The 23,668-nt window shown below is 41.5% G+C and carries 29 protein-coding genes; 7 read left to right on the forward strand and 22 right to left on the reverse strand.

Annotated features, from left to right (window positions below; translation table 11 throughout):
• Positions 1-95: 95 nt before the first annotated feature.
• The 8 genes from glcK to yqgL form a co-directional block, all read right to left on the reverse strand.
• On the reverse strand, positions 96-1,061 hold the full coding sequence (glcK, locus tag BSU_24850) for a glucose kinase (protein NP_390365.2): 966 nt from the start codon (positions 1,059-1,061) through the stop codon (positions 96-98).
• A gap of 10 nt (positions 1,062-1,071) precedes the next feature.
• On the reverse strand, positions 1,072-1,287 hold the full coding sequence (yqgQ, locus tag BSU_24860; RefSeq protein NP_390366.1) for a putative single strand nucleic acid binding transcription factor: 216 nt from the start codon (positions 1,285-1,287) through the stop codon (positions 1,072-1,074).
• A 109-nt stretch (positions 1,288-1,396) separates the two neighbouring features.
• The gene (glpG, locus tag BSU_24870; RefSeq protein ID NP_390367.2) at positions 1,397-2,920 is read right to left on the reverse strand and encodes a membrane endopeptidase; all 1,524 of its coding nucleotides are present in this window, start codon (positions 2,918-2,920) and stop codon (positions 1,397-1,399) included.
• A gap of 89 nt (positions 2,921-3,009) precedes the next feature.
• Positions 3,010-3,183, reverse strand: coding sequence for a hypothetical protein (gene yqgO / locus BSU_24880; protein ID NP_390368.1), 174 nt, complete (start codon positions 3,181-3,183; stop codon positions 3,010-3,012).
• Between the two features lie 66 nt (positions 3,184-3,249).
• On the reverse strand, positions 3,250-3,813 hold the full coding sequence (gene folN, locus BSU_24890; protein ID NP_390369.1) for a 5-formyltetrahydrofolate cyclo-ligase: 564 nt from the start codon (positions 3,811-3,813) through the stop codon (positions 3,250-3,252).
• A gap of 84 nt (positions 3,814-3,897) precedes the next feature.
• A complete protein-coding gene (gene rpmGA, locus BSU_24900; RefSeq protein ID NP_570908.2) occupies positions 3,898-4,047 on the reverse strand; it encodes a ribosomal protein L33 in 150 nt (49 codons plus the stop codon).
• An 83-nt stretch (positions 4,048-4,130) separates the two neighbouring features.
• Positions 4,131-5,210 carry a putative glycosyltransferase gene (gene yqgM / locus BSU_24910; RefSeq protein NP_390370.2) on the reverse strand — a complete coding sequence of 360 codons (1,080 nt, stop codon included), beginning with the start codon at positions 5,208-5,210 and terminating at the stop codon, positions 4,131-4,133.
• Entirely contained in the window at positions 5,207-5,677 is a 471-nt protein-coding gene (gene yqgL, locus BSU_24920; RefSeq protein NP_390371.1) for a hypothetical protein, read from the reverse strand. The genes yqgM and yqgL overlap by 4 nt, the downstream gene beginning before the upstream one ends.
• Positions 5,678-5,856: 179 nt before the next feature.
• On the opposite strand from yqgL, the gene yqzD reads away from it, so the two are divergent.
• Together yqzD and yqzC are read left to right on the forward strand one after the other, a co-directional pair.
• Complete coding sequence (gene yqzD, locus BSU_24930; protein NP_390372.1) at positions 5,857-6,210, forward strand: hypothetical protein; 354 nt, start codon at positions 5,857-5,859, stop codon at positions 6,208-6,210.
• On the forward strand, positions 6,207-6,671 hold the full coding sequence (gene yqzC, locus BSU_24940; protein ID NP_390373.2) for a hypothetical protein: 465 nt from the start codon (positions 6,207-6,209) through the stop codon (positions 6,669-6,671). Before yqzD ends, yqzC begins: the two co-directional genes overlap by 4 nt.
• A gap of 28 nt (positions 6,672-6,699) precedes the next feature.
• Here yqzC and pstBB read toward each other — a convergent pair whose 3' ends face one another.
• The 9 genes from pstBB to yqgC all read right to left on the reverse strand — a co-directional run bounded on the left by pstBB (position 6,700) and on the right by yqgC (position 16,193).
• Positions 6,700-7,482, reverse strand: coding sequence for a phosphate ABC transporter (ATP-binding protein) (gene pstBB / locus BSU_24950; protein NP_390374.1), 783 nt, complete (start codon positions 7,480-7,482; stop codon positions 6,700-6,702).
• A gap of 10 nt (positions 7,483-7,492) precedes the next feature.
• On the reverse strand, positions 7,493-8,302 hold the full coding sequence (pstBA, locus tag BSU_24960; protein ID NP_390375.1) for a phosphate ABC transporter (ATP-binding protein): 810 nt from the start codon (positions 8,300-8,302) through the stop codon (positions 7,493-7,495).
• Between the two features lie 20 nt (positions 8,303-8,322).
• A complete protein-coding gene (gene pstA, locus BSU_24970; RefSeq protein NP_390376.2) occupies positions 8,323-9,207 on the reverse strand; it encodes a phosphate ABC transporter (permease) in 885 nt (294 codons plus the stop codon).
• A complete protein-coding gene (pstC, locus tag BSU_24980) occupies positions 9,207-10,136 on the reverse strand; it encodes a phosphate ABC transporter (permease) (protein ID NP_390377.2) in 930 nt (309 codons plus the stop codon). Before pstC ends, pstA begins: the two co-directional genes overlap by 1 nt.
• Before the next feature lie 68 nt (positions 10,137-10,204).
• Complete coding sequence (pstS, locus tag BSU_24990; protein NP_390378.1) at positions 10,205-11,107, reverse strand: phosphate ABC transporter (phosphate binding lipoprotein); 903 nt, start codon at positions 11,105-11,107, stop codon at positions 10,205-10,207.
• Between the two features lie 153 nt (positions 11,108-11,260).
• Positions 11,261-13,411 carry a transpeptidase (penicillin-binding protein 2A) gene (pbpA, locus tag BSU_25000; RefSeq protein ID NP_390379.1) on the reverse strand — a complete coding sequence of 717 codons (2,151 nt, stop codon included), beginning with the start codon at positions 13,409-13,411 and terminating at the stop codon, positions 11,261-11,263.
• 113 nt (positions 13,412-13,524) lie between these two features.
• A complete protein-coding gene (gene yqgE / locus BSU_25010) occupies positions 13,525-14,817 on the reverse strand; it encodes a putative efflux transporter (RefSeq protein NP_390380.2) in 1,293 nt (430 codons plus the stop codon).
• 106 nt (positions 14,818-14,923) lie between these two features.
• Positions 14,924-15,532: a superoxide dismutase (Mn[2+]-dependent) gene (gene sodA / locus BSU_25020; RefSeq protein NP_390381.3), complete on the reverse strand. Its 609-nt coding sequence runs from the start codon at positions 15,530-15,532 to the stop codon at positions 14,924-14,926.
• A gap of 178 nt (positions 15,533-15,710) precedes the next feature.
• Positions 15,711-16,193: a conserved integral inner membrane protein of unknown function gene (gene yqgC / locus BSU_25030; RefSeq protein NP_390382.1), complete on the reverse strand. Its 483-nt coding sequence runs from the start codon at positions 16,191-16,193 to the stop codon at positions 15,711-15,713.
• 109 nt (positions 16,194-16,302) lie between these two features.
• Here yqgC and yqgB point away from each other — a divergent pair, with 109 nt between their 5' ends.
• Positions 16,303-17,070, forward strand: coding sequence for a factor involved in motility (gene yqgB / locus BSU_25040; RefSeq protein NP_390383.2), 768 nt, complete (start codon positions 16,303-16,305; stop codon positions 17,068-17,070).
• Positions 17,071-17,485: 415 nt separating this feature from the next.
• Here the strand turns inward: yqgB and yqgA are convergent, their stop codons facing one another.
• Positions 17,486-17,914 carry a cell wall protein gene (gene yqgA / locus BSU_25050; RefSeq protein ID NP_390384.2) on the reverse strand — a complete coding sequence of 143 codons (429 nt, stop codon included), beginning with the start codon at positions 17,912-17,914 and terminating at the stop codon, positions 17,486-17,488.
• 276 nt (positions 17,915-18,190) lie between these two features.
• Here yqgA and yqfZ point away from each other — a divergent pair, with 276 nt between their 5' ends.
• On the forward strand, positions 18,191-18,490 hold the full coding sequence (gene yqfZ, locus BSU_25060) for a factor involved in motility (RefSeq protein ID NP_390385.1): 300 nt from the start codon (positions 18,191-18,193) through the stop codon (positions 18,488-18,490).
• Between the two features lie 122 nt (positions 18,491-18,612).
• A complete protein-coding gene (gene ispG, locus BSU_25070; protein NP_390386.1) occupies positions 18,613-19,746 on the forward strand; it encodes a 4-hydroxy-3-methylbut-2-en-1-yl diphosphate synthase (1-hydroxy-2-methyl-2-(E)-butenyl 4-diphosphate synthase) in 1,134 nt (377 codons plus the stop codon).
• Between the two features lie 25 nt (positions 19,747-19,771).
• On the opposite strand, the gene yqfX is transcribed toward ispG, so the two are convergent.
• A complete protein-coding gene (gene yqfX, locus BSU_25080) occupies positions 19,772-20,161 on the reverse strand; it encodes a conserved protein of unknown function expressed in germinating spores (RefSeq protein ID NP_390387.1) in 390 nt (129 codons plus the stop codon).
• 132 nt (positions 20,162-20,293) lie between these two features.
• Here yqfX and yqfW point away from each other — a divergent pair, with 132 nt between their 5' ends.
• Positions 20,294-20,875 carry a putative nucleotidase gene (gene yqfW / locus BSU_25090; RefSeq protein NP_390388.1) on the forward strand — a complete coding sequence of 194 codons (582 nt, stop codon included), beginning with the start codon at positions 20,294-20,296 and terminating at the stop codon, positions 20,873-20,875.
• Between the two features lie 42 nt (positions 20,876-20,917).
• Here yqfW and zur read toward each other — a convergent pair whose 3' ends face one another.
• Both zur and yqfU read right to left on the reverse strand, forming a co-directional pair.
• Entirely contained in the window at positions 20,918-21,355 is a 438-nt protein-coding gene (zur, locus tag BSU_25100; RefSeq protein ID NP_390389.2) for a transcriptional regulator (Zn[2+]-binding Fur family), read from the reverse strand.
• Positions 21,356-21,492: 137 nt separating this feature from the next.
• Positions 21,493-22,374 (reverse strand): putative integral inner membrane protein, encoded by an 882-nt coding sequence (gene yqfU / locus BSU_25110; RefSeq protein ID NP_390390.2) that lies wholly within the window; start codon positions 22,372-22,374, stop codon positions 21,493-21,495.
• A 115-nt stretch (positions 22,375-22,489) separates the two neighbouring features.
• Here yqfU and yqfT point away from each other — a divergent pair, with 115 nt between their 5' ends.
• Positions 22,490-22,744, forward strand: a complete 255-nt coding sequence (gene yqfT / locus BSU_25120) for a hypothetical protein (protein ID NP_390391.1) — start codon at positions 22,490-22,492, stop codon at positions 22,742-22,744.
• Positions 22,745-22,770: 26 nt separating this feature from the next.
• On the opposite strand, the gene nfo is transcribed toward yqfT, so the two are convergent.
• Positions 22,771-23,664: a type IV apurinic/apyrimidinic endonuclease gene (nfo, locus tag BSU_25130; RefSeq protein NP_390392.1), complete on the reverse strand. Its 894-nt coding sequence runs from the start codon at positions 23,662-23,664 to the stop codon at positions 22,771-22,773.
• Positions 23,665-23,668 lie beyond the last annotated feature (4 nt).

Genomic DNA, 23,668 nt, shown 5'->3' on the forward strand with positions numbered 1-23,668 from the left:
CTCAAAAAAATCAGTCTATTCCCAACATTCTCATTAACACATCAAATTAAATCTTAACCTGAGCACAACAAAAAATCAATTTCATTTACACAATTTTAACAATTTTGATGTTTCAGCCATTCATTTTTAGCGATCCAAGCGCCTCCGATAACGCCGGCATCATTTCCAAGTGCTGCGATTGAAATATCAGCAGCTTGGGCTGCCCGCGGAAACGCGCATTTGCGGAATGTTTTCTCGACTTTTGATCTCAGCAGTTCTCCGGCTCTCGATACGCCGCCGCCAAGAACGATTTTGGATGGATTAAGCGAGCTTGCCAAATTTCCGAGCACCAAACCAAGATGCTTGGCTACATAATCAACCACCTCAAGGGCAATTTCATCATTTTCACCCGCCGCTTCAAACACATCTCGCGCTGACAATTGTTCGGTTGCTTTTAAACGTGTCGTCTTTTTAGCATTTGCTATTTTTTCTTTTGCAATTCTTACAATTCCGGTTGCTGACGCAATTGTTTCGATACAGCCCGTTTTGCCGCAGTTGCAGGGCGCTCCGCCTTCAGGGATGCTGCAAATATGGCCGATTTCTCCGCCGGCGCCATTTATACCATGTACAATTTCACCATTTGCAATGATGCCGCCGCCAACTCCTGTGCCAAGCGTCACGAGAATGACGTCTTTTGCGCCATCACCCGCTCCCTTCCACATTTCCCCGAGCGCAGCAATATTCGCGTCATTTTCTATAACAGCTGGGATGCCGGTTTCTGTCTCCAGATGGTTTTTCAAAGCATAATTTTTCCACCCTAGATTTACTGTTTCATAAACCACTCCTGCCGCCATATCTACAGGGCCTGGTGCACCCATTCCGATGTATTTGATGATGTGCTTCGGTTTTTGCAGCTCATCCAGCTTGCTGTCGATTGTTTTTGCAATTGTGACAGTAATCGTGTCGCCGGTTTTATCTGTCGGAACTTCCCACTTATGCTGAATTTCGCCATATTGATTAATAAAAGCGAGTTTAATCGTCGTTCCTCCCAGGTCAATGCCCGCAAACCATATCTCGTCCATTTTTATCACCTTAGCCTTTATAAAAATCTCTTCCGTTTTTTGTTTGTTCCAATTCTTTTCGAAGGACAGCTGCCGCTCTGGCCCACTGCTCCTTTTCAATCATGTGGTTCATGTATAATTCCTTTAATTCATCCAGCATAAACTCAATTTCAAGCTCTCTGTCTCCAAAATAAACAATGTGGCCAAACGTTTTTAACAGCTGCTGCACATCATAAAATGTATTCATTTTCCTCACCATTTCTTGAACTTAACTATCATAAGCGTATTCATAAGGAAGCGGTCAGTCAAGAAGAAAACGCTGACAAAAAAGCCAGCTTCCTTTCCATATTCCACCTCTATGATTCTTTATTGTTTTCAATTTGCCGCTGCAGCTCCTTGTAGCGCTGCTCCTTCGGCTTCAGTTTCACAGCCGTCTGGATGGCCTTTTCTGCTTGTGCAAGCTCATTTTTTTCCGCATACAATAACGCTAAATTGTAATAGGAAGCATGGTCTTTAGGTTCTTTTTTCACTGCTCGTTCCAAAAGGGAAACCGCCTGATCATATTCGCCGATTTGAATATCAGAAACAGCAAGAATTTTCAAAAGATCGGCAGAGGCATCTTTTTGCGCTGCTTCTCCGTTCAGCAATTCTGTTACTTCTTCATACTTTCCTTCCTGATACAGCTCGCTTGCCTGCTGAATCAGCGCTGACTCCTGGTGTGAAGGCGAATGCAATCCGTAATATAAAAATCCAACAGCCAAAGCAATCAGCAAAACCGCTGACAACAATCTTTTTCCAAAGGCTCCGGCTTTAGGCAACCCCAGTGCTGCTGCAGCGAAAAAGCCGCCAATCAAGCCGCCGATATGTCCTGAATTATCAATATTCGAAACCGCAAAACCAAAGCCCAGATTGATGATAATAATGACAATAATATTGGTTCCTATAGTTCTTAAAAACATTTTTCGATTAGACAAAGCAACATACAGTAATGCACCTAAGCATCCGAATATGGCTCCTGATGCCCCTGCCGAAGGATACGGGCTGAACACAAAACTCGCAATCGAACCCGTAATGCCAGCAGCCAGATAAATCAGCAAAAATCTCCCCGATCCATACATCCGCTCAACCGCTGTACCAACCGACCATAAAGCCAGCGTATTAAAAGCTAAATGCGCTATGCCGATGTGAAGCACGATCGGTGTCAGAAGCCGCCACCATTCTCCTTGTGCAATCAGGCTGTTTTCTTTTGCTCCAAAAGCCACCAGTGTCTCCGTATTAGTGCTGCCTCCGTTTATTTCGAGCAAGAAAAACATCAGGATCTGAAGCGCAATAAATAAATATGTAAAAGTCGGTTTTCCGTTTTGAAAAACCGCCGCTTCAGTTTTTCTCTGTTCTTCTTGTTTCAGCACTAGCGAAAGGAAGCGTTCTCGCGCCATTTGCGCGTTTTCAAACGAAGCGTGTTCCTCTGAACAATCTTCTGTACGAAATGATGGAAAAACCGCTTGAAGATCATCTCGAAGCATCGTTCCTCTAACGATCGCCGGCTCAACTGACACAGTTCCCTTCTCAAAAGTTTTTTTTGCAATCTCTTCCCAGTCATCAACTGGGGCTTCCGTTGAAAAAAACACGTTCAGCAGCTTCATCCTTCGTCTGCCCAATTGATGTCTGACTCGTTCTACTCGTTCGGCCTGCTCTTCGATGTCTCTAACCATTTCTTGACGGAAATCAAGATCGTGCTTATAAAGACGAACTAGATCATGAGAGGACTTGTCCGGCGCTTCCAGCCATATTTCATCTGACTCACCGGCTTGTATGACGCCATACCCGCTATTCACCAGGTGCGCCGCAATTTTCCAATATGTATACTCCAGCAAAAACATGTTTACCGCTCCAATAGTTTTTTTTCATTATAACAGCTGGCGCTCCGAAACGCCTACTGAAAGCAAAAAATCCCGTTTTTCACGGGATTTTAGAAAGCTTGCTGTATAAACTTATTGCGGATAAATGGAATTCTTAAAAACAAATGGATAAAAGACCGCCTGATTCCTGGCTGGCTGAGTACAGTATTCATAAGACGGTAGCGATTTTGATAAAACATGACGGCAGAAACCGCGAAAATGGCATATATCAAAAGTTTTTTCATGATATCCCTCCTGCCAATAGGGTTTGTTATTCTACCTTATTTATTCTCGAATAAGGGACAGGAAAGTTATGAAAAACAAGAAATAATCCGATCCTCTGTTATCAGCTTATGTACCGGGATGTCATGCGGCAGACGGGGTACGTGCGCAAACAACTGGCACTCCAAAAGCAAAGAGACTGTCTTCCCTTCATATTCACTTAAATAGCGATCATAATAGCCGCCTCCAAAGCCGACCCTAAACCCGTTAACATCAAAACAAACACCCGGAACGATCATCAAGTCAATTTGTGATGGGTTTACTTCTTTTGTTTTTTCAATTACCGGCTCGAGCAGTCCGGCGTACACGGTTTCGAGCTGATCATCAGTCTGATATGTGCGAAATTGCATTTTCTTCGTGTCCGGATGGCATTTTGGGATGCAAACTTGTTTCCCTTCTTCCCAAGCCTGCTCAATGACAGGACGCGTCGGTATCTCTAATCCTCTGGAAATAGTGACGGCAATGGTGCCGGCATTTTGCCACTCCGGCAGAGAAAACAAGTACTTATACATACGTTCCGTTTTTTGAAGAATATCTTCATTTGATAAAGCAGACAGTGCCTCCAGCGTCTTTTTTCTTAATTGTGATTTCATCTCTCATCCCCCTCGGAATAGAAAAAAAGCCAGAACCTTTTTCAAAGCTCTGGCTTTTTTCTTACACCTCAAACAGCAAAGCTGTTATTTTGTTTCACGGTGTAACGTAGATTTTTTATCACGTGGGCAATATTTTTTAAATTCAACGCGGTCTGGATTGTTGCGTTTGTTCTTTTTAGAAATATAGTTACGCTCACCACATTCAGTGCAAGCCAAAGTAATATTAACGCGCATTATTTTCCCTCCAAACTAAAATCATTTACTTATTCAGACTTATATATAATACCACTATAATGGACGGAATGCTAGGCTGTTTTTCAATGAATTGCTGAATTATTGAAGATACGCTCATAAAGCTGCAAATATGATGACATAATGAGTCGGGGGTGGTGGAGCTTGAACACTTGTTGTCTGCCAGCTTCTTTTATCCGGCGGGCTTTTTCCCGGTCTTTTAAAAAACTGTCCAGCAGATCAGCAGCTTCCTGTACGAGCGTAAAATCAGCGATGATTGCCGTTTTGTCATGAACCGCATAATCACAAAAACCACCTGACTGAGAAACGACAGTCAGCACACCTTGTTCCATGCTTTCTTGCGCGGCAAGCCCAAACGGTTCATAAGAACTAGGGAAAACAGCCATTTCACAGTGAGACAGTAACGTTCTGATATCTTTCCTATTTAGAAACGGCAGAAACATGACGCGATCCTTCAGGTTATATGCCGCAGCCAATTTCTCATAGCAGGACAGAGACGGCCCCTCCCCAGCCAGCACTAGATAGAGGTCAGGCTGACGCTGCTTCAAGATGGCAAACACCTTTAACAGCTGCGATAATCCTTTTTCCGGAACAAACCTTCCATATGAAAAGAGGAATCTTCTATTCATGCTTCTCGGGATTTTCCCCTTCTCTTCCTCCATAGATGCAGGGCTTGGGATAACGGTTATTTTCTTATGTGCCGCCTTATCAAGAGACCGCTTCATAAATGTGCTTAATACGATCAATGCATCAGCGGATTCTATAAGGAGCCGTTCGGTCATGAGCCTGTATGGGTGTGGGGCTTCTCGGCACACCTTCTTCCTTTCGCTTTCAAGACCGTGGATTGTCGCAGCAAGCGGAAGGCCAAGCCGTTGTTTCAAATACTGGGCGGCAGGGGCAGTTGTGTCATCATGGGCATGAATCAGATCAAAGCGTTTATTGTGTGATAACACATGGCGAACCATTGTAAAGTTAGCATCAGCTATGTAATCTTCAAACTTCGCATACGAAAACAGCTGCCCGCTCGGAGTAAAAACCGTAATGTTGATATGAGGGTTTAAATAGGAAATGAGGCGGTTTAAATGGACACCGAGCCCGCTTTTCGGCTCATCGGGATGTTCGGGTGAAAGCATGAGAATGTTCACCGTTCTTTTTCCCCTCTCCCATAACAGGTGTATGCAGAAAATTGCGCCTCCCACCTGGTGTGCGCTTCTTCAATCTGAAAACTGTTTATATGACGAATCCCATTTTCATCAAGATAGATGTCGTCTGTACCGGCAAGCTTGAGAGAGACATTCATTGAATTCACAATTCTGTATTCAGCCCGATATACAGCATCACCAGCCGCCTGTCTAATCGTCCATTCTCCTTTATCATACGTTGTGCGTTTTGTCCTGACAGCTTCAATGTCTTTTCTTTTGATGACAATGCGCAATTCTTTTATCATATCCTGCGTTTTTTCGAAAAGGACCGCTTCAGCCAGCCGCATTGTTTCTTCTGAGATTTCCCAGCTTACGGTCAAGGTGTGAGCGTTTTGAATGATTATGTCGAATGTGTCCCTAAAAAAGGAAAGCTTATGTCGTATATTATAGGGAAATGGGTGTTTATCCATGGACTCCTAACATTCTCCTTTCCAATCGTTCACTTCGTGTTCCTATTAAACCATTACATGAAGAAGAAGCGAAGAAAGATTTCTCGACAAAATCTCGTTTTTTTCGCGAATTCCTTTAGAAACTATTGGTTTTATGGTATAAAAAAGAAGGATAAAAAAAGAATAGAAGGTGATGAAACGTGGAAATTGCTATTATTGCGTTGTTTATCGTCAGTATAGCGCTAATTGCATTCTCATATTCTCAAAGAGACCCGATGAAAGATGTAGAACAGGAGCTCGAAACACTGCAGCTTTCTGCGATGCAGGAAATTTACAAGCTCAAAAAGAAAATGACAGTGCTTGAGGAAGAATTACTGGAAACAAACCTTGTCATTCGCAAATCAAAGCAGAACGACATCAATCAAAAAATCGCTAAACAAATACTTTCTAAATATAATAACGGTATGTCAGCTGAAGCGATTGCTAAAGCTGAACATGTATCAGTGGAAGACGTGAATACGATTATCAAAGATAATGAGAAGGTGCTCGTATGACAAAACGGGGCATTCAGGCATTTGCTGGCGGCATCATTTTAGCGACAGCCGTTCTTGCAGCTGTTTTTTATCTGACTGACGAAGACCAGGCCGCTGCTGTAAAAGATAATAAAACAGTAACCGAACAAGACGTGAACAATTATCTTGATTCTAAAAAATTGGTTTCTGTCAACCGTGATGAATATCAAAAACTTCTCGATTCAAAAGAGAAATCCTTAAACAATGACAGCGGCTCAGACACGAAATCAGACAAAGTCAAAACCTACAAGCTCACCATTAAAGACGGCATGAGCACGGCGGATGTATCTGCTATTCTTGAAAAAGAGGGCATTATCTCTTCGGCTCAAGACTTTAATGACTATGTCATTGATGCCGGCTATCACAAAGAAATTCGTGCCGGCGAGTTTAAAGTAAAATCAGACATGAGTTTCAAAAAGATCGTAAAAACGTTAACACGATAAAAAAACAGGCTGACTCAGCCTGTTTTTTTCATCCAAACTTTCCTGAAATGTAATCGAGCGTTCTTTGGTCCTTCGGGTTAGAGAACATTTTATTCGTATTGTCGCATTCAACAAGCTCGCCCATGTAGAAAAAGGCGGTTTGATCAGAAACCCTTGCTGCCTGCTGCATGTTATGCGTGACAATGACAATTGTATATTTATCTTTCAGCTCTAGAATGAGTTCTTCAATTTTTCTCGTTGAGATTGGATCTAGTGCAGATGTCGGTTCATCCATCAGCAAAATATCAGGATTGGTCGCAAGTGCTCTGGCGATGCAAAGACGCTGCTGCTGGCCCCCTGACAGCGAAAGAGCGGACGTATGCAATCGATCCTTCACCTCATCCCATAACGCCACGTCTTTTAATGACTTTTCCACAATTTCCTGAAGCTTCTTCTTATTTTTGGTGCCGTGGACTCTCGGTCCGTAAGCCACATTATCAAAAATAGATTGCGGAAACGGATTCCCTTTTTGGAATACCATGCCGATATTTTTTCGCAAATCCACGATGTCCACTTTATCCTTTAAAATGTTGCTGCCATTATAGTTCAGCTCACCTGCAAGCTTTACATTCGGCGTCATTTGAATCATTAAATTCAATGTCTTGATAAAGGTCGATTTCCCGCATCCGGATGGTCCGATAATCGCCGTAACCTCATTTTCATAAATGCTCAAATTGATATTTTTTAAAGCATGATGCTGCCCATACCATAAGTTCATTCCATTGACTTGATATACTTCCTGTTTCATTACAGCTTCGGTAGCAATACTCATTGCCGCCCTCCTATCCGAATTTCCCGTTAATATAATCCTCTGTCTTTTGCTTTTTCGGACTCGTGAAAATCTGTTCGGTCTGTCCGTATTCTACAAGCTCGCCGTTTAAAAAGAATGCCGTCCGGTCAGAAACCCGCAGAGCCTGCTGCATATTGTGCGTGACAATAATAATTGAGTATTCTCTTTTCAATCCTGTAATTAATTCCTCTATTTTTGCATTTGAAATCGGATCAAGCGCTGAAGCTGGTTCATCAAGCAGAAGAACAGCCGGCTTCATCGCAAGCGTTCTCGCGATGCATAAACGCTGCTGCTGGCCGCCGGATAACGAGAGTGCGGATGAATGTAAACGATCCTTCACCTCATCCCAGAGCGCTGCTTTTGTTAAACTTTCTTCCACAATTTCATCTAAAACAGCTTTATTCCGCTCTCCGGCATATTTCAATGCATGTGTGATATTCGCATAGATCGATTTCGGAAATGGATTTGGTTTTTGGAAAACCATTCCGATTTCTCTTCTCAAGCTGACAACGTTAATATTGCCGCCCAATATATTTAATCCCTCATAAAGGATTTCACCTTCCGCTCTTGCAGATGGAATTAAATCGTTCATTCGGTTAATATTTCTCAAAAAAGTAGATTTTCCGCATCCCGACGGCCCAATTAAAGCAGTCACCGCATTTTTTTCAATATCCATGTTTACATGATGAACGGCTTGTTTATTTCCGTAATAAATGGACAGATCTTTGACCTCAAGCACGTGGTTCTGCTTCGGAACAATAACAGCTCGCTCAGGTTTTTCTTTTACCATTTGTTCAGACATGTTTTTCGCCTCTTTCCGTTCTAATTTGCCGTAAGCTTTTTGTAGATCATCGTGCCAAGCCATCTCGCCGCGAGATTAAACACAAGAACAGAAATCACCAGCACGGCAGAACCACCGTTGGCAATCGCTTCAGCATCCGGAATCATTCCTTGTGTATTGACGTTCCAAATGTGGACCGCAAGTGTTTCAGCGGGCCTGAAAATATTAAGCGGTGATGTTTCCGAAAACGGGTTCCACTCCGTAAAATTAAGACGCGGTGTTGTCAGGCCTGCCGTAAATAATAATGCGGCCGCTTCCCCGAACACCCTTCCTGACGCTAAAATTGCTCCTGTGATGATAGAAGGAATCGCACTTGGAATTAAAACTGTTTTTACGGTATGCCAGCGTGATACACCTAAAGCGAGAGAGGCTTCCTTCAGATCTTTAGGGACTGAACGGATCGCGTCTTCTGTCACACGCACCATGACAGGAAGGTTAAAAACAGTTAACGCAAGCGCTCCGCCTATGATCGTATAACCCCAGCCTGTTAAGTTGACAAACATCAATAATCCAAACATCCCAATGACAATAGACGGAAGAGATGAAAGCACCTCTATACATGTTCTAATGAAGTCAGTTACTTTGTTATTAGGCGCGTATTCAGCCATGAAGACTCCGCCGCCCACACCGAGCGGGATTGTAATCAGCATTGTAATAAACAAAATATAAAAGGAGTTAAACAGCTGATCTCGTATGCCTCCTCCAGCTGCAATGGCGCTCGACTTTGTTGTAATAAATTGAAAACTGAGCTGAGAAACACCGTTTATAATAATATAGGAAAACAAACCTACTAAAATGGCAGCGATAATGGCTGCACACAAACCAAACATTCCGGTCGCCAGTTTATCTGTTATTTTGCGGTTCATTACACTTTCCTCCTAGATGACAAGTAGCGAATAAGCAGGATGAACAAGAATGACATCACCAGAAGCACAAGCCCCATTGACCACAGCGTATTGTTTTCAACACTTCCGTATGTGGTGTGGCCCATATTCAGCGTGATGATCGTTGTCAGCGTTCCCGCAGTGTCAAACGGGCTTTCCGGCAATACTCTTGTATTTCCAATGACCATCTGAACAGCCAAAGCTTCACCGAACGCCCGAGCCATGCCTAACACAACAGCTGTCATCAATGTTGGAAAAGCTGCAGGCACAAGTACTTTTCTGATCGTCTGCCATCTTGTGGCACCAAGCGCGTAAGAACCCTCTCGTAAACTCTTCGGAAGAGAAGCCATTGCATCAGCAGAAATCGATGTGATCGTCGGCAGAATCATGACGGAAAGGACAATCGTTCCCGCCAATAAACTGTGCCCTGTTCCGCTCGATTTGAACTGGGCGATAAACGGCACCAATACTGTAAGACCTATGAATCCATAAACAACAGATGGAATACCGACTAAAAGCTCAATCACCGGCTGCAGCACTTTCTTTCCCCAATTCGGGGCAATCTCTGTCATAAAAATCGCACCTGCAATGCCAAGCGGCGCAGCGATTAGAGCAGAAAGAATCGTTACTGCAAATGAGCCAAAAATAAATGGCAGCACTCCGTATTTCGGATCACTATCTGTAGGATTCCAATTTAAGCTCGTTAAGAATTCAATTGGGCTTACACCATTTACAAGAAAAGATTGCAGCCCCTTAACGCCGAGGAAAATGGTAATCGCAACAGATGCCGCAATCATAATCAGTGCACAAGCTGTGACTATCATTCTTCCCCGAACTTCATCCAATTGCCGATTTTGCCTAGAGCTGATTAAGCGCTCGCTCACAGACATATTTTCTCTATTGTTTATCATTGTTTTACACTCCTATGAATGTGTTAAGAGGAGAAACGGTTGTCCCCGCACTCCTCTTTTTATTAAGATCAGCTTTGCTTCCCGTTGGCATCACGTGTCACTTTCATATCAGTAACCGGAATGTAGCCTTGGTCAGTAACAATGCTTTTTTGAATGTCTTCACTCTTTAGATAATCAAGAAATTCTTTAGCTAAACCTGTCGCTTCACCTTTTGTATAAGAATGTTGATAAGCCCAGATCGGATACTCGCCAGTTGCTACATTTTTCGCTTCAGGTTTAACACCGTCAATAGATAGAGCAGTTACTTTGTCATCTGTTAAATATGAGAATGCAAGATATCCAATCGCTCCCGGAGTATCAGCAATGATCTTTTTCACCGTGTTGGAGGAATCTTCAGTAATGCCTTCTGCAGGCTCCGCTCCGTCAAGCGCATATTTCACAAATGTAGCACGTGTGCCGGAAGAATCAGGGCGGTTTACAAGTGTAATCTTTTGGTCTTTGCCGCCGAGCTCTTTCCAGTTTTTGATTTTGCCAGTGAAGATTTTTTTCAATTCATCTTTTGAAATATCCTTTACACCAGCATCAGGGTTTACAGCTGCTGCCATACCAACTACAGCGACTTGATGATCGACAAGCGCTTTTGCATCGATGCCTTCTTTTTCTTCAGCAAAAACGTCTGAATTCCCGATCTGAACAGCTCCTTCAGAGACTTGAGAAAGCCCTGTTCCAGAACCGCCAGCTTGTACCTGTATATCAGCATCAGGGTTTTCTTCCATAAATTTTTCCGCGGCTGCAAGTACTAGTGGCTGCATTGCCGATGAACCAGAAATGGTTAAAGAACCTGATGCCTTTTCTTCTCCTTTTGCAGAATCGCTATTCGATTTTTTACTTTCTCCTGCATTTCCGCATGCAGCTGCAATCATCATAAAAGCAGCCATCAGAAGCATAAGCACCAATTTGTTTTTTTTCATTTCCTGAATTCCCCCTGCGTATAATGTGTAATTTGTCCTACACGTATAGAGTAAAGGTTCTATGTAAAAAGGGTTTGAACCGAATGTTAAGGTTTTGTAAATCAGTGCGTTTTTTGTATAAAAAAAACGCCCACATCATGTGAGCGTTTTTTTTTAGTTATCAGAAGACGTTGTGTTTTCTGCATTTTCTTCAATTTTGTCTTTATTCTTTTGCTGAGTACCTTCTTTGTCCTGCTTCGATTTCAGCTCAAAATATTTATCCATTACTTCCCTGCCGATTTCGTTTGTAATTGAGTATCTTTGATTGTAATCAATGTAAGTCCAAGGAACTACGACAGAAATAGCAATCTCAGGATTGTCAGCTGGTGCATAAGCCACAAGCGTCGTATTATAAGTGTCTGTTCCTGTTTTTGATTTATCCGGTCCGTCGTAAAATGATTGGGCTGTTCCTGTTTTTGCAGCTGGTTTATACGATGCTGAAGCCAGTTGACCTGCAGCTGTCCCTTTAGTGGCAACCCGTCTAAAACCGGCTTGGACCTCTTCAATATAGCTACTCTTCATATCGACTTTATTCAATACTTCAGGCTGAACAGAATCAACGACTGCGCCGATCCCTTTTTTCGCATTTGAATCTCTGACTTCCTTTACAAGCTGAGGCTTCATGCGGTAGCCACCATTTGCTATGGTGGAGACATATTGAGCCAATTCCAGCGGTGTATAAGTATCATACTGTCCAATGGCGAAATCAAGCAAGAAACCAGATAATCTGCTTGTACCTTTATATCCCGTCATTTCATTTGGTAGATCAATTCCTGTTTTTACTCCTAATCCAAATTGACTGAAATAATTTCTGAAGGTATCAAATGCAGAAGTATCCAAAGGCAATGCTTGGTGAGGTTTATATTCACCTTTACCAACTGCAATTGCTGTTTTAAACATAAAAACGTTTGATGACTTCTCTAATGCAGTTTGAATACCAACCGGCCCTAAGTTTTGCCAAGATTTTTTCCCTCTTTTATCCTGGCCGATATACAATGGTTCATCCTTAAATACAGTATTCAAATTAATCGCTCCAGTTTGAAGACCGGTCAAAACGGTTGCACCTTTTACAGCTGATCCCATAGCGTAGGATGAAGTCATGGCTCCTAATGCATAATCATCAAACTTATAGGCTCCATTTTCTCGTTTAATCTGCTTCCCTGCCATTGTCAGCACTTCGCCGTTTCTAGGGTCCATCATGACAACGAATGCACGATCCAACAATTCGGTACTAGGTCTTGCTTTAGCAGCTTTAAGTTTTTTCTCAATAATTTTTTCCACTGATTTTTGCAAATCAATATCAATTGTTAGTACAAGATCTTTCCCGGCTTTGCCTTCAGATACCGTTTTTGTTCCCGTGACATTGCCTTTTGAATCTGTGATATTTTCGACTTTTGCTTTTTGGCCCTGCAGAAGGCTTTCATATTGGTATTCCAGATAGCTTTTTCCGACCCTGTCATTTCGGCTGTAGCCAAGCGACAGATAATGGTCGAGCAAGTTGGACGGCAATCCTTCATTAGAGCTGGAAACACTTCCGAGCACTGAGCGAAGAAGGTTTTTATAAGGATATTCACGTTCCCAATCGGACGTGACATCAACACCTGGCAGTTCGTCTAAATGTTCACTTACCACTGCCATTTCCTTCGCTGATACATCTTCGTTTTTGATATATTGAGGGGTCAATGCATAGCCCGAATCCATCTGTCTTTTGATAGCAAGGATCTGCATATCTTTATCCGTCAATTCATTCAGCTGCTTATCAGTAATCCGTTTTAGCTGAAGCTGGTATAAATCGTCATCGGATATTTTTTTGTCTTCAACCTGCTGTCTTTCTTTAGAGCTAATGAGCTTTTTCGCTTCTTTCGGTCTAGTCAAAATCCAATAATCTTTTTTATCCCGTTCTGTTACTTTTTTTGTATCGACTTTGATCATGTCAGACAGCTTTTTTGCGATCTTTAAGCGCTGTTCTTGCGTGGTCGATTTAGATCTCGTGTATGTGATTGCATTTAAAGCCTTATTTGTCACAATGGCATTAAAGTTTCGATCATAAATTTTCCCGCGTGGTACCGCTGAGCTGACTTCACTTTGTTCCTGCTTATTCGCTTGGTTTTTGTAATCATCACCTTGCACGATCTGCTTGATGCCCAGTTCCACAATAATCCAGGTAAATATAACAAAGGCAGCTAAAAATAAAATATTCAGCCGGATCGGAAGCGACTTCTTTTTCTCTTTATGATTTTGCTTTTTTGGTTTATTTCTCCTCATAACATCACCTTTTCTATTTACAGAAAGAAAAGACACTCAAGTAAGAGTGCCAGTTTTCATTTTAAAGGTTTTTTCGACTTTTTTCTACAGATAACCCCTTTTTGGCAAAAAAATTATCTCTCGCCTTTTAAAAGGGTCGGTTCTGTTACCCGTTTTTGGCCGTCTTCTTCCATGGTTTCATTTTCCCCTTCTTTCTCCTTAAAACGAATATCCTTGACAAAGTAATAAATCAAAGGATGTCCTATACCCAATATCGCAAGTGACAAAGGAATTCCCACATCCTCTTTCAGAAGGGCCACAATCAGGAGAAAGCACAAAATGGAAACAATTCTGCCGGCGTTCAAGAACATTTCTCTAAGCACGATATATTCAATTCTTGCTTTTCTGGCATGCCTCGCGCGCCCTATCACATCATATGTAAGTGATACATATGGCACAAGCAACAGAGGATAGCCGATGGCAATAAAAACGCCGTACGTTAATAATGTCGAAAAGCTCATATGGAACAGAATCAAAAACAGCGCGCCATACAAAATAAGTCCGCCCAGCAAAATCGATTTTTTTCTCGCCTTTTTCTTAATCAGCCTGGATGCAAAGTAGTAGGCAAAGAAGGAAACAGCTGAATTGACAAGACCGAATGTACCGAGAGCAAGCTCGCTGTTTGTCTCAATAAATACAAACACACTGATTAAAAAGACAAAAATCCCTTCTCTCAAACCCTGAAAAAAATGCGCATTCGTGATTCTCCGCCAATTCATATTGCTATGGCGCTCTCCAAATACTTTGCTCAGCATAAAACGGCCCTTTGATTCTCTCCGTTTTAAGAAAAAGCTCATCACGACAGCCAGGGCAAATAAACTGAGGGAGAGACTGAAAATCACTGTATAACCCGTATTATTTTCAAGCCTTGAGATCACGAATCCGGCTACAATCGGGCCGATCATTCCTGCAGAGGAAGACAGAATGCCCATAAACCCGTTGAAAAAGTCTCGTGTATCCGGCTCTGTTATTTCAAAGGTCAGCACGTTAAACGCTAGCCAATAAAAGCCATAGCCAACTCCGAGCACCGCGCCGATTAGCACGAGGCGGCTGGCCGCCGTTTCTCCGGCTAAAAGCACACTTAAATAAAAGGCAGCTAAAAAAATGACGCCGAACCTTAAAATGAATACCCTGTCTATTTTTTTGGCTAACCGTCCAGCCAAATAAAAGGTTATCGGCTGCATTGTCACAATGGATAAATTATATATCGCCAAATCAATAAATTTCCCTGACTGCTTCCAAAGATACACATTAACAAATGTATTGGACAGTGCAATTCCCAGCGAGTAAAGCCCGCCAATGGTCAGCAGAAAGAGTAAGCCTTTGTTTACGTCTACATCGCCTATCACTTTTTTTAGTTTGCTCATTACTGACTCCCCTTTACTATCCCTTAGTCTGTCTCACTCAAACCGAGATATGTAAAAAGAAGACATAAAAAAACAAGGTCCCATAATGAGGACCTTGTTTGTGCCATTATTTTGCTTCGCTGTATAGACGAGCCACTTCGTCCCAGTTTACAACATTCCAGAAAGCTGAAATGTAATCAGGACGGCGGTTTTGATAGTTAAGGTAGTAAGCATGCTCCCAAACGTCAAGACCTAAGATAGGCGTTTTGCCTTCTGAAAGCGGAGAATCTTGGTTTGGCGTGCTTGTGATTTCAAGTTTACCGTTGTTCACAACAAGCCATGCCCAGCCAGAACCGAAGCGTCCAGCTGCTGCTGCTGCGAATTGCTCTTTGAATTTGTCAAAGCTTCCAAATACACTGTTAATCTCTTCAGCAAGCGCGCCAGTCGGTTCGCCTCCGCCGTTTGGAGATAAAAGTGTCCAGAATAATTTGTGGTTCGCGTGTCCGCCGCCGTTGTTGCGGACTGCAGTGCGGATGTTTTCAGGAACAGAATCAAGATCTGCAACAAGCTCTTCAACTGATTTGTTGGCAAGAGCAGTGTTTCCTTCAACCGCTTTGTTTAAATTTGTCACGTATGTGTTGTGGTGTTTCGTATGGTGAATAGTCATAGTTTCCTTGTCGATATGCGGTTCTAAAGCATCGTACGCATAAGGTAATTCTGGAAGTTCGTAAGCCATGATAATTCCTCCTTAGTATATATGTACTGAAATGCCGCTTCACAGCGAGCCTTTCTTCATTCAATGTAACAAAAGAATGCTTTGTAATCAATGAAAAAGCTCACGATTTGGCTCATTTCAGCGGACATATTTCACTTTAACCGATAATCTGCCCCATTAAACCTGCCGCCAGCATTTCTTATAGGACCGTCCATAAAAAGTAACCGATCATCAAAAGCTGTATGATGCCCTTTGCAATAACCCCTGTTAAAAAACCAATGAGTGAGCCGAGGCCAATTTTAAACGCTGACTTTAAGTCCTTCTGATGGACGATAAGTTCTGCGCAAACAGCCCCGATAAACGGCCCCAATATGATCCCTGCAACCGGAATGACAAAAGGCCCGATTAATAAACCGATCGTGCTTCCCCATATGGCAGCTTTGCTTCCTCCGAACCTTTTTACTCCAAGCAGATTCGACACGTAATCTGCTGCGAATAATACTGCGGCAAAAACTGCCTCAACAAGCCAGAACATATAAGAATACGGACTGAATGAAAATAAAAATCCGTACAATACAAATCCGGCAACAATAAATACTACGCTAGGAATAACAGGATACACCAGCCCGATAAAGGCAATGATAAAAACCGCTGCAATCAACAGCCAATACAACATATCCATAGCTTCCATCCTCCCATTTTACTCTGTCTTCTTCATGTCTTCCTTGTATTCACACGCATGCAACGATACAATAAGCAACATATATTAGTTTAGCTAGGAAGTGAAGATAGTGAATGTGTTTCAGCTTTTCATTAAAAGTACATACTCTCCCCGTGATATTGCAAAAACAAGATTTCAAGGAATCGGAAAAGCGATTCTTTATGTATTTTTGCTCTCTGTCCTGTTTGCAATCCCTACCGCTTATTATGTAAGTACAGGGACCGTAAAATCAATGAACGGCTTTAAAACTGTTTTAAACAAAGATTTCCCTGATTTCACAATTTCAAACGGCAAACTTCAAACGGATGAGAAAAAAGCCACGGAATCTCAGGCAAATGGTTTCGTTATCGTGTTCGATCCGACAGACTCCTATGGCACTGAACAAATTGAAGCAAAGCAAAACGCAATCGGCATCCTTCAGAACAAATTTGTTTTGGCCATTGACGGACAAGCCCAAGAAATGTCTTACTCAATGATGCCGTCAGAGTTACAGAAAAAAGATGTCATTGCAGGTTTAAACCAAAATAAAGCGATGATTGTAACTGTTCTCTCAGCTCTTATTTTTCTCGTAACAGCAGCGGGAAAATTTATTGAAGTATCGTTTTTAGCGCTTATCGGGTTAATCATTAAGAATTCGCAGAAAAAACATTTATCCTATCATCAGCTCTGGAAGCTTTCTGCTTATTCCATCACACTTTCAACTGTATTCTTTACAATCATGCGGGCACTAGAAGCAACCGTACCAAGTGAATTTTTGCTGAACTGGTTTGTCAATTTTGTCATCCTGTTTCTCGTTTTAAAAGAGATTCCGTCCAAAAAAGTAATTAATAAAAGTTAAATTATATTTATTTTTATCCTTTAAGTAGAGAGTGTGAAAGCATTTGCATTAACTTTTTACTTAAGGGATATTTAATAAAATGTATAGAGCTTAAACAGATACATTTATAAAAAAAGCTCTACAATTACTCAAGAACAAGCTCTGGACAATAATATCAGAAGTAGTAAGATGTAACATGAAAGAAGTTCTTAACAGCATTTGACATATGTTTTTAACAAAATAAGAATAATGTTAAATTTTAACTAATAGACTAGTTAAAATCATATGGCAAAATATTTTGCATCCTTTCACAACATATTTACATAAGATAGTTGCTATTTAAAAAGCCAGGTACCAATAGGGCACCTAGCTTTCAGAATTAAATCATCAACAAGTTAGAATTATCTTCTTTCCTTCTATTCTCATTATTGAACTGTTATCTTTTTTGTGGGTTTATGTATACAAATGCAGCTCCCTTAGCTTTCCCCTTATATACTGATAAACCTACTGCCCAAGGTGTTCCTGTCGGTTTTGGTAATTTACTGAAGTAAAACTTTTTGGTTGGAGTTCTACTTGAAAAGTACCCTGAATATTGCGGGCCAATGTCCCCACCCTCAACTATAGATACACCAAAGCTCTTATAATTTAGTTTACCGCATTTTCCATTTGTTTCGGCGTAAGCATCAATAGATGTTGCACTCTTAGTATATGTATAAGCATCTGTAATAACTCTTATTTTACAACCAGAAATACCACTTACCGGTTGCCAACCACTGCTTGCAGCCTCTGCTTTTTCTTTAGGTGCAACTACCAAAGTTAACATTAGTAGCAAAATTAAAAACACAGAAAATTTTCCTTGCTTCATTTTGTAGATCCTCCTTTAAACTATTACATAATTATCCTAACAGATCCATTGTTCATTGTAAATAATGGAATACGAGTTTTATATTATAAAAGCCTCTTTTTGATCTAATTTTGCACTATTTTCTATTTTCTATCTGAAGTTAATGTTTAGTCGAAGAAATCCTGTCAAAAAAGCGCCTGTATAAAAACCGAGCATTCGCAGTCTCTTTTCTTTTGTCATGAATCGAAATGGACAAGCATACTATGGTATAAAATTTCGTATGCGGGAGGAAAAGCGATGAAGCGTCTCACCTTAGTATGCAGCATTGTTTTTATACTTTTTATTCTTTTTTATGACCTTAAAATTGGAACCATACCCATTCAGGACCTCCCTGTCTATGAAGCATCAGCAAAAACGGCTGTACAAGAACCGGCTTATAAAACGGTGAAGGTAAAGCCGGGTGATACGGTTATGTCGATAGTCGGATCAGCAGGTTCTCCGGATGACATTGTAAAGGATTTTGAAGCACTGAATCCAAATGTGAAAGCTAACGCCATTCAAGCCGGAACAGCGTATAAATTCCCGGTCTACCCTTAATTTAACGTTAATTTCTTGTCAGTTCGGCGAAGACACTGTTACAATGTAATTTGTAAAATAAATTCACATAAACCATACTAGAATTGTTATATCTAGAAGCGGCAACTACAATTAAGGAGCGATTGCAAGTGAGTGAAATCACACATCGTACAAAAACGCGTCCCGTCAAAGTGGGACCTTTAACAATAGGCGGCAACAATGAAGTTGTCATCCAAAGCATGACAACAACAAAAACACATGATGTAGAAGCAACGGTTGCGGAAATTAACCGTTTGGCTGAAGCCGGATGCCAAATCGTTCGGGTAGCATGTCCGGATGAACGGGCGGCAAACGCCATTGCGGATATTAAAAAGCGCATTTCCATTCCTCTCGTTGTTGACATACATTTCGATTATAAACTTGCGTTGAAAGCCATTGAAGGCGGCGCAGATAAAATCCGAATCAACCCCGGCAATATCGGCCGGCGCGAAAAAGTTGAAGCGGTTGTTAAAGCGGCCAAAGACAAAGGCATTCCGATCAGAATCGGAGTAAACGCCGGTTCATTGGAAAAACGGATTTTAGAAAAATACGGTTATCCGACTGCCGATGGAATGGTAGAAAGCGCACTTCATCACATTAAAATTCTTGAGGATCTTGATTTTCACGATATTATTGTCAGCATGAAGGCCTCTGACGTGAACCTTGCAATCGAGGCTTATGAAAAAGCAGCGAAAGCGTTTGACTACCCGCTTCACCTCGGGATCACCGAGTCAGGAACACTGTTTGCCGGCACAGTAAAGAGCGCAGCAGGACTCGGCGCCATTTTAAGCAAAGGCATCGGGAACACCATGCGCATTTCACTAAGCGCAGACCCTGTAGAAGAGGTAAAAGTAGCAAGGGAGCTTCTGAAATCTTTCGGCTTAGCCTCCAATGCTGCCACGCTCATCTCATGCCCGACTTGCGGCCGTATTGAGATTGATCTAATCAGCATTGCCAATGAAGTGGAAGAGTATATTTCTAAGATAAAAGCGCCGATTAAAGTTGCTGTTCTCGGCTGCGCTGTAAACGGACCTGGTGAAGCGAGAGAAGCTGATATCGGAATCGCCGGCGCACGCGGTGAAGGGCTGCTGTTCCGGAAAGGGAAAATTGTCCGTAAGGTTCCAGAGGAAACGATGGTAGAAGAACTCAAAAAAGAAATTGACATTCTTGCTGAGGAACACTACGCAAAACTTGAAGCTGAAAAAGCAAAATTAAAAGAAGAAACACAAAAAGCTTGACGGGAACCCGTCAAGCTTTTTTGTGTTAGAAAAATGGAATAATAAATATTCCAAGCACTAATGAAACGACACCGATACCCATTGCCCAGGCTCCAAGGCCTTGAGCACCTCTTCTTCTTGCGATATAGCCGACAATAATACCAGCAGCTCCCAATAAAACAGGCAGTACAAACAATGAAATGATGGACAAGGCTAAAGCGATGTACCCTATTCCCCGTCCTTCATTGACATTGCCGCCGCTGCGATCATTGTCTTGGTCATTGCTGCGGTCAGCAGCACGATAAGGCTCTGCGATTTCAGCAGCTGTTTCCTCAAAAAAACCGTCATTGTCGCGGGTAATATTTGTCCCTTCAGATCCATGATCAACATAGTAACTGTTGTTATCACGCTTTTCGTAATCGTTTGCCACCTTCAATTCCCCCTTCTGTTTTATTAAAGGAGCTTTTATAGTTTGATCCATTTTGCCTGATTCATGTTTGCTAAACTTTTCTGTTAATGTCAATTGTTTATGTTACACTTGAAGGGATGAAACTGAAGGAGTGTGGGCATGTTACGCTTAGGAATAGATATTGACGGCACAATCACGGCTCAGGATACATTCGTCCCTTATTTGAACCGTTCGTTTAATCTTTCCATTTCATTAAACGATATGACGGATTATGATTTAACAAAGCTGTTAAACATTACCCAGGAAGAATTTTGGGATTGGATGAATCAAAATGAAGCGATCATATATAAGGAAGCATTGCTTGCACAGCATGCGAAACAGTCTCTCGATCTTCTCAAAGAGGAGCACAAGCTTATTTATATTACAGCGAGACGGACTCATTTAACTGATATTACTTATGAATGGTTTGACAGACAAAACATTCATTATGACCACATCGAACTTGTTGGGGGTCATCACAAAGTTGAAGCGGTCAAGAATCATAACATCGACCTGTTTTTTGAGGATCATCACGGGAACGCCATGATGATTGCGAAAGAAGCCGGGATACCGGTGATTTTGTTCAATTCCCCTTATAATCAGCTTCCGATTGATTCAAACATCATCAGAGTAAACAACTGGCTAGAAGCCGTTCAATGGATGAACAACAACAAGCATCACTTAATACGCGTCAATAACTGAAAAAGGAGCCCAAACCGGGCCCCTTTTTCATATATACGCATTTTACGCAGTAGTGTTTTCTTGGTTTTCCGCTGTACAATCAGGGCATGTGCCATAAATCTCAAATTTATGCCCGCTGACCTGATAGCCATCCAAATCATCACAAAGCTTGTCCATCGGACATGATTCAATTTCCTTTGTTTTGCCGCAGGCAAGACAAATAAAATGATGGTGGTGATGGGTGAATGAACACTTAAATCGGAAGAGCTTTTCACCGGACAGCTCAGTTGTTTCCAAAATCCCAAGTTCTTCATATAAAGAAAGATTTCTGTAGATTGTATCAAAGCTTAAGCCTGGATAATCATCATTCAGTGCAGACAGTACGTTTTTAGCGGTAAGATATCTGTCTGAATCAGCAAAAAGCTGCAGCATATCCTCCCGTTTGTTTGTATATTTATATCCGTTTTCTTTTAATAGGTTCAGCGCTTCTTGGACGTTCATGAAGGGTCCCCCTTTTCGCTTTGCTTAAGAACGTATCACATGTATGAAAAAGAAAATGGCAGCTGTCTGTCCAGCAAGCCATTTTCTTTACTGCAGATAAAATTATACCCATAAAATGAATAAAAGTAAATGAAAGCCTAGTGGATTGCGTTTTTGAATTTTCCGCCTCTCGTTTCATGAGTATTCATAATTGTTATGAATGCATTTTGATCAACTTCAAACACGATCGATTTGAGCTTTGTCACTTCCAGCCTTGTGACAACCGCGTAAATTACGTCTTTTTCTTCGTCCGTATACCCGCCTTTCCCCTTCAGCTTCGTTGTGCCCCGACCGAGACGGTGCAAAATCGCGTCGGAAATCTCATCATACTGCTCAGACACAATAATGACAGCTTTTGTTTCATCAAGCCCTTGGATCACGGCATCAATCGTTTTCATCGCAATATAATAAGTCATGAATGAGTACATCGCTTGCTCAGGACCGAACACAAAAACTGCCCAAATGAAAATGAACACATTGATGAACATAACGAACTCACCTACAGAAAACGGGAGTTTTTTGGTCAGCAAAATACCGAGAATTTCTGTACCATCCATTGAACCTCCATTTCGAATAACAAGCCCGACGCCAAAGCCGAGTAAAAGACCTCCGAACACAGTAGCCAAAATAGGCTGGGTTGTAATGGCTTCTACATGGTGAAGTGAGGATTCAATAACGGCAAGCCCGACAATCCCTATAAACGTAGAGACTAGAAAGGTCTTACCGATATATTTATATCCGAAGATCATAAAAGGAATATTTAATATGACAACGAAAAAAGCGAAATTCAGAAAGGGGTTTGACATAAAGAGGTGGTCTAAAATAAGAGATACACCGATAATCCCGCCATCAATAAAATCATTGGGGATTAAAAATAATTCAATACTTACAGCCGCAGATGCAGCTCCTACCAGAATCATAAAGACCCTGAAAATAAAATGGGTAAATGTTTCTTTCTTATGTTGTTTTGTTGGGGTCATAAAATCTCCTTTCCTGCAATAACTATTTTAAATACATTATAAATCTATTTTACCATTAAACACTGACACATTTTACTGATTTGCCCATACATTAAGTCTGGAGGTGGAATGACCGATGATTTTATTTCAAAGAATTATTTTGCAGCGGCTTAATCAGGCTACTGCTGATGATTTGCTGAAGTACTCAAAACAATACGGAATCAGCTTAACAAGATCGCAGGCCGTTGAAGTAGCGAACCTGTTATACGGGAAAAATGTAAACATCTTTAATGAGAGTGAACGAATGCGGCTGCTGAAACAAGTAGAGACGATTACATCGAAAGAAACAGCTCAAACAGTTAATGAACTATTCAAACAATTTACAAGCTAAAAAATGGGGGTGTTATCCCCCATTTTTTATTGCTGTAAAATCTTTTCAAGCAATGTATCATCAAATTGTTTTTCTTTCAGCATTTCAATCTCAAAACGGTATGGCGGTTTTTTGTTCTTTTTATCTTCACCGACGTATGGTGTTTCAAGAATTTTTGGAATGTCTTTTAACTGCTCATGGTGAACAACATATTGCAGTGCGTCAAAACCTATTTCACCAAAGCCAATATTTTCATGGCGGTCTTTTCTCGCACCTTTGACATTTTTGCTGTCATTGATATGAAGCACTTTAATACGGTCAATGCCAATGATTTTATCGAACTCATTTAGCACTCCGTCAAAGTCTTCGACAATGTTATACCCGGCATCATGTGTATGGCACGTGTCAAAGCACACTGACAGCTGCTCATTGTGTGTAACGCCTTCGATAATCTGCGCAAGCTCCTCAAAGCTTCTGCCGCATTCTGATCCTTTTCCAGCCATTGTTTCTAATGCAATCTGGACATTTTGATTCGGATCAATCACTTCATTTAAGCCTTCAATAATTTTTTTGATGCCGGCTTCAGCTCCTGCCCCTACGTGAGCGCCAGGATGAAGGACAATTTGCTTCGCTCCGATGGCCGCTGTCCGTTCAATTTCTGAACGAAGAAAATCAACACCCAGCTCAAAAGTGGACGGATTTGTCGTGTTGCCAATATTAATAATATAAGGCGCGTGTACGATAATCTCGTCAATGCCGTTTTCTTGCATATGTGCCCGGCCTGCTTCTATATTTAAGTCTTCAATTTTCTTTCGGCGCGTATTTTGCGGTGCGCCTGTATAGATCATAAACGTATTCGCCCCATAAGAGACTGCTTCCTGGCTTGCAGCCAGAAGCATATGTTTTCCGCTCATAGAGACGTGTGAGCCTATTCTCAGCAACAGG

It is taken from the genome of Bacillus subtilis subsp. subtilis str. 168, from assembly GCF_000009045.1.
Lineage (GTDB): Bacteria > Bacillota > Bacilli > Bacillales > Bacillaceae > Bacillus > Bacillus subtilis.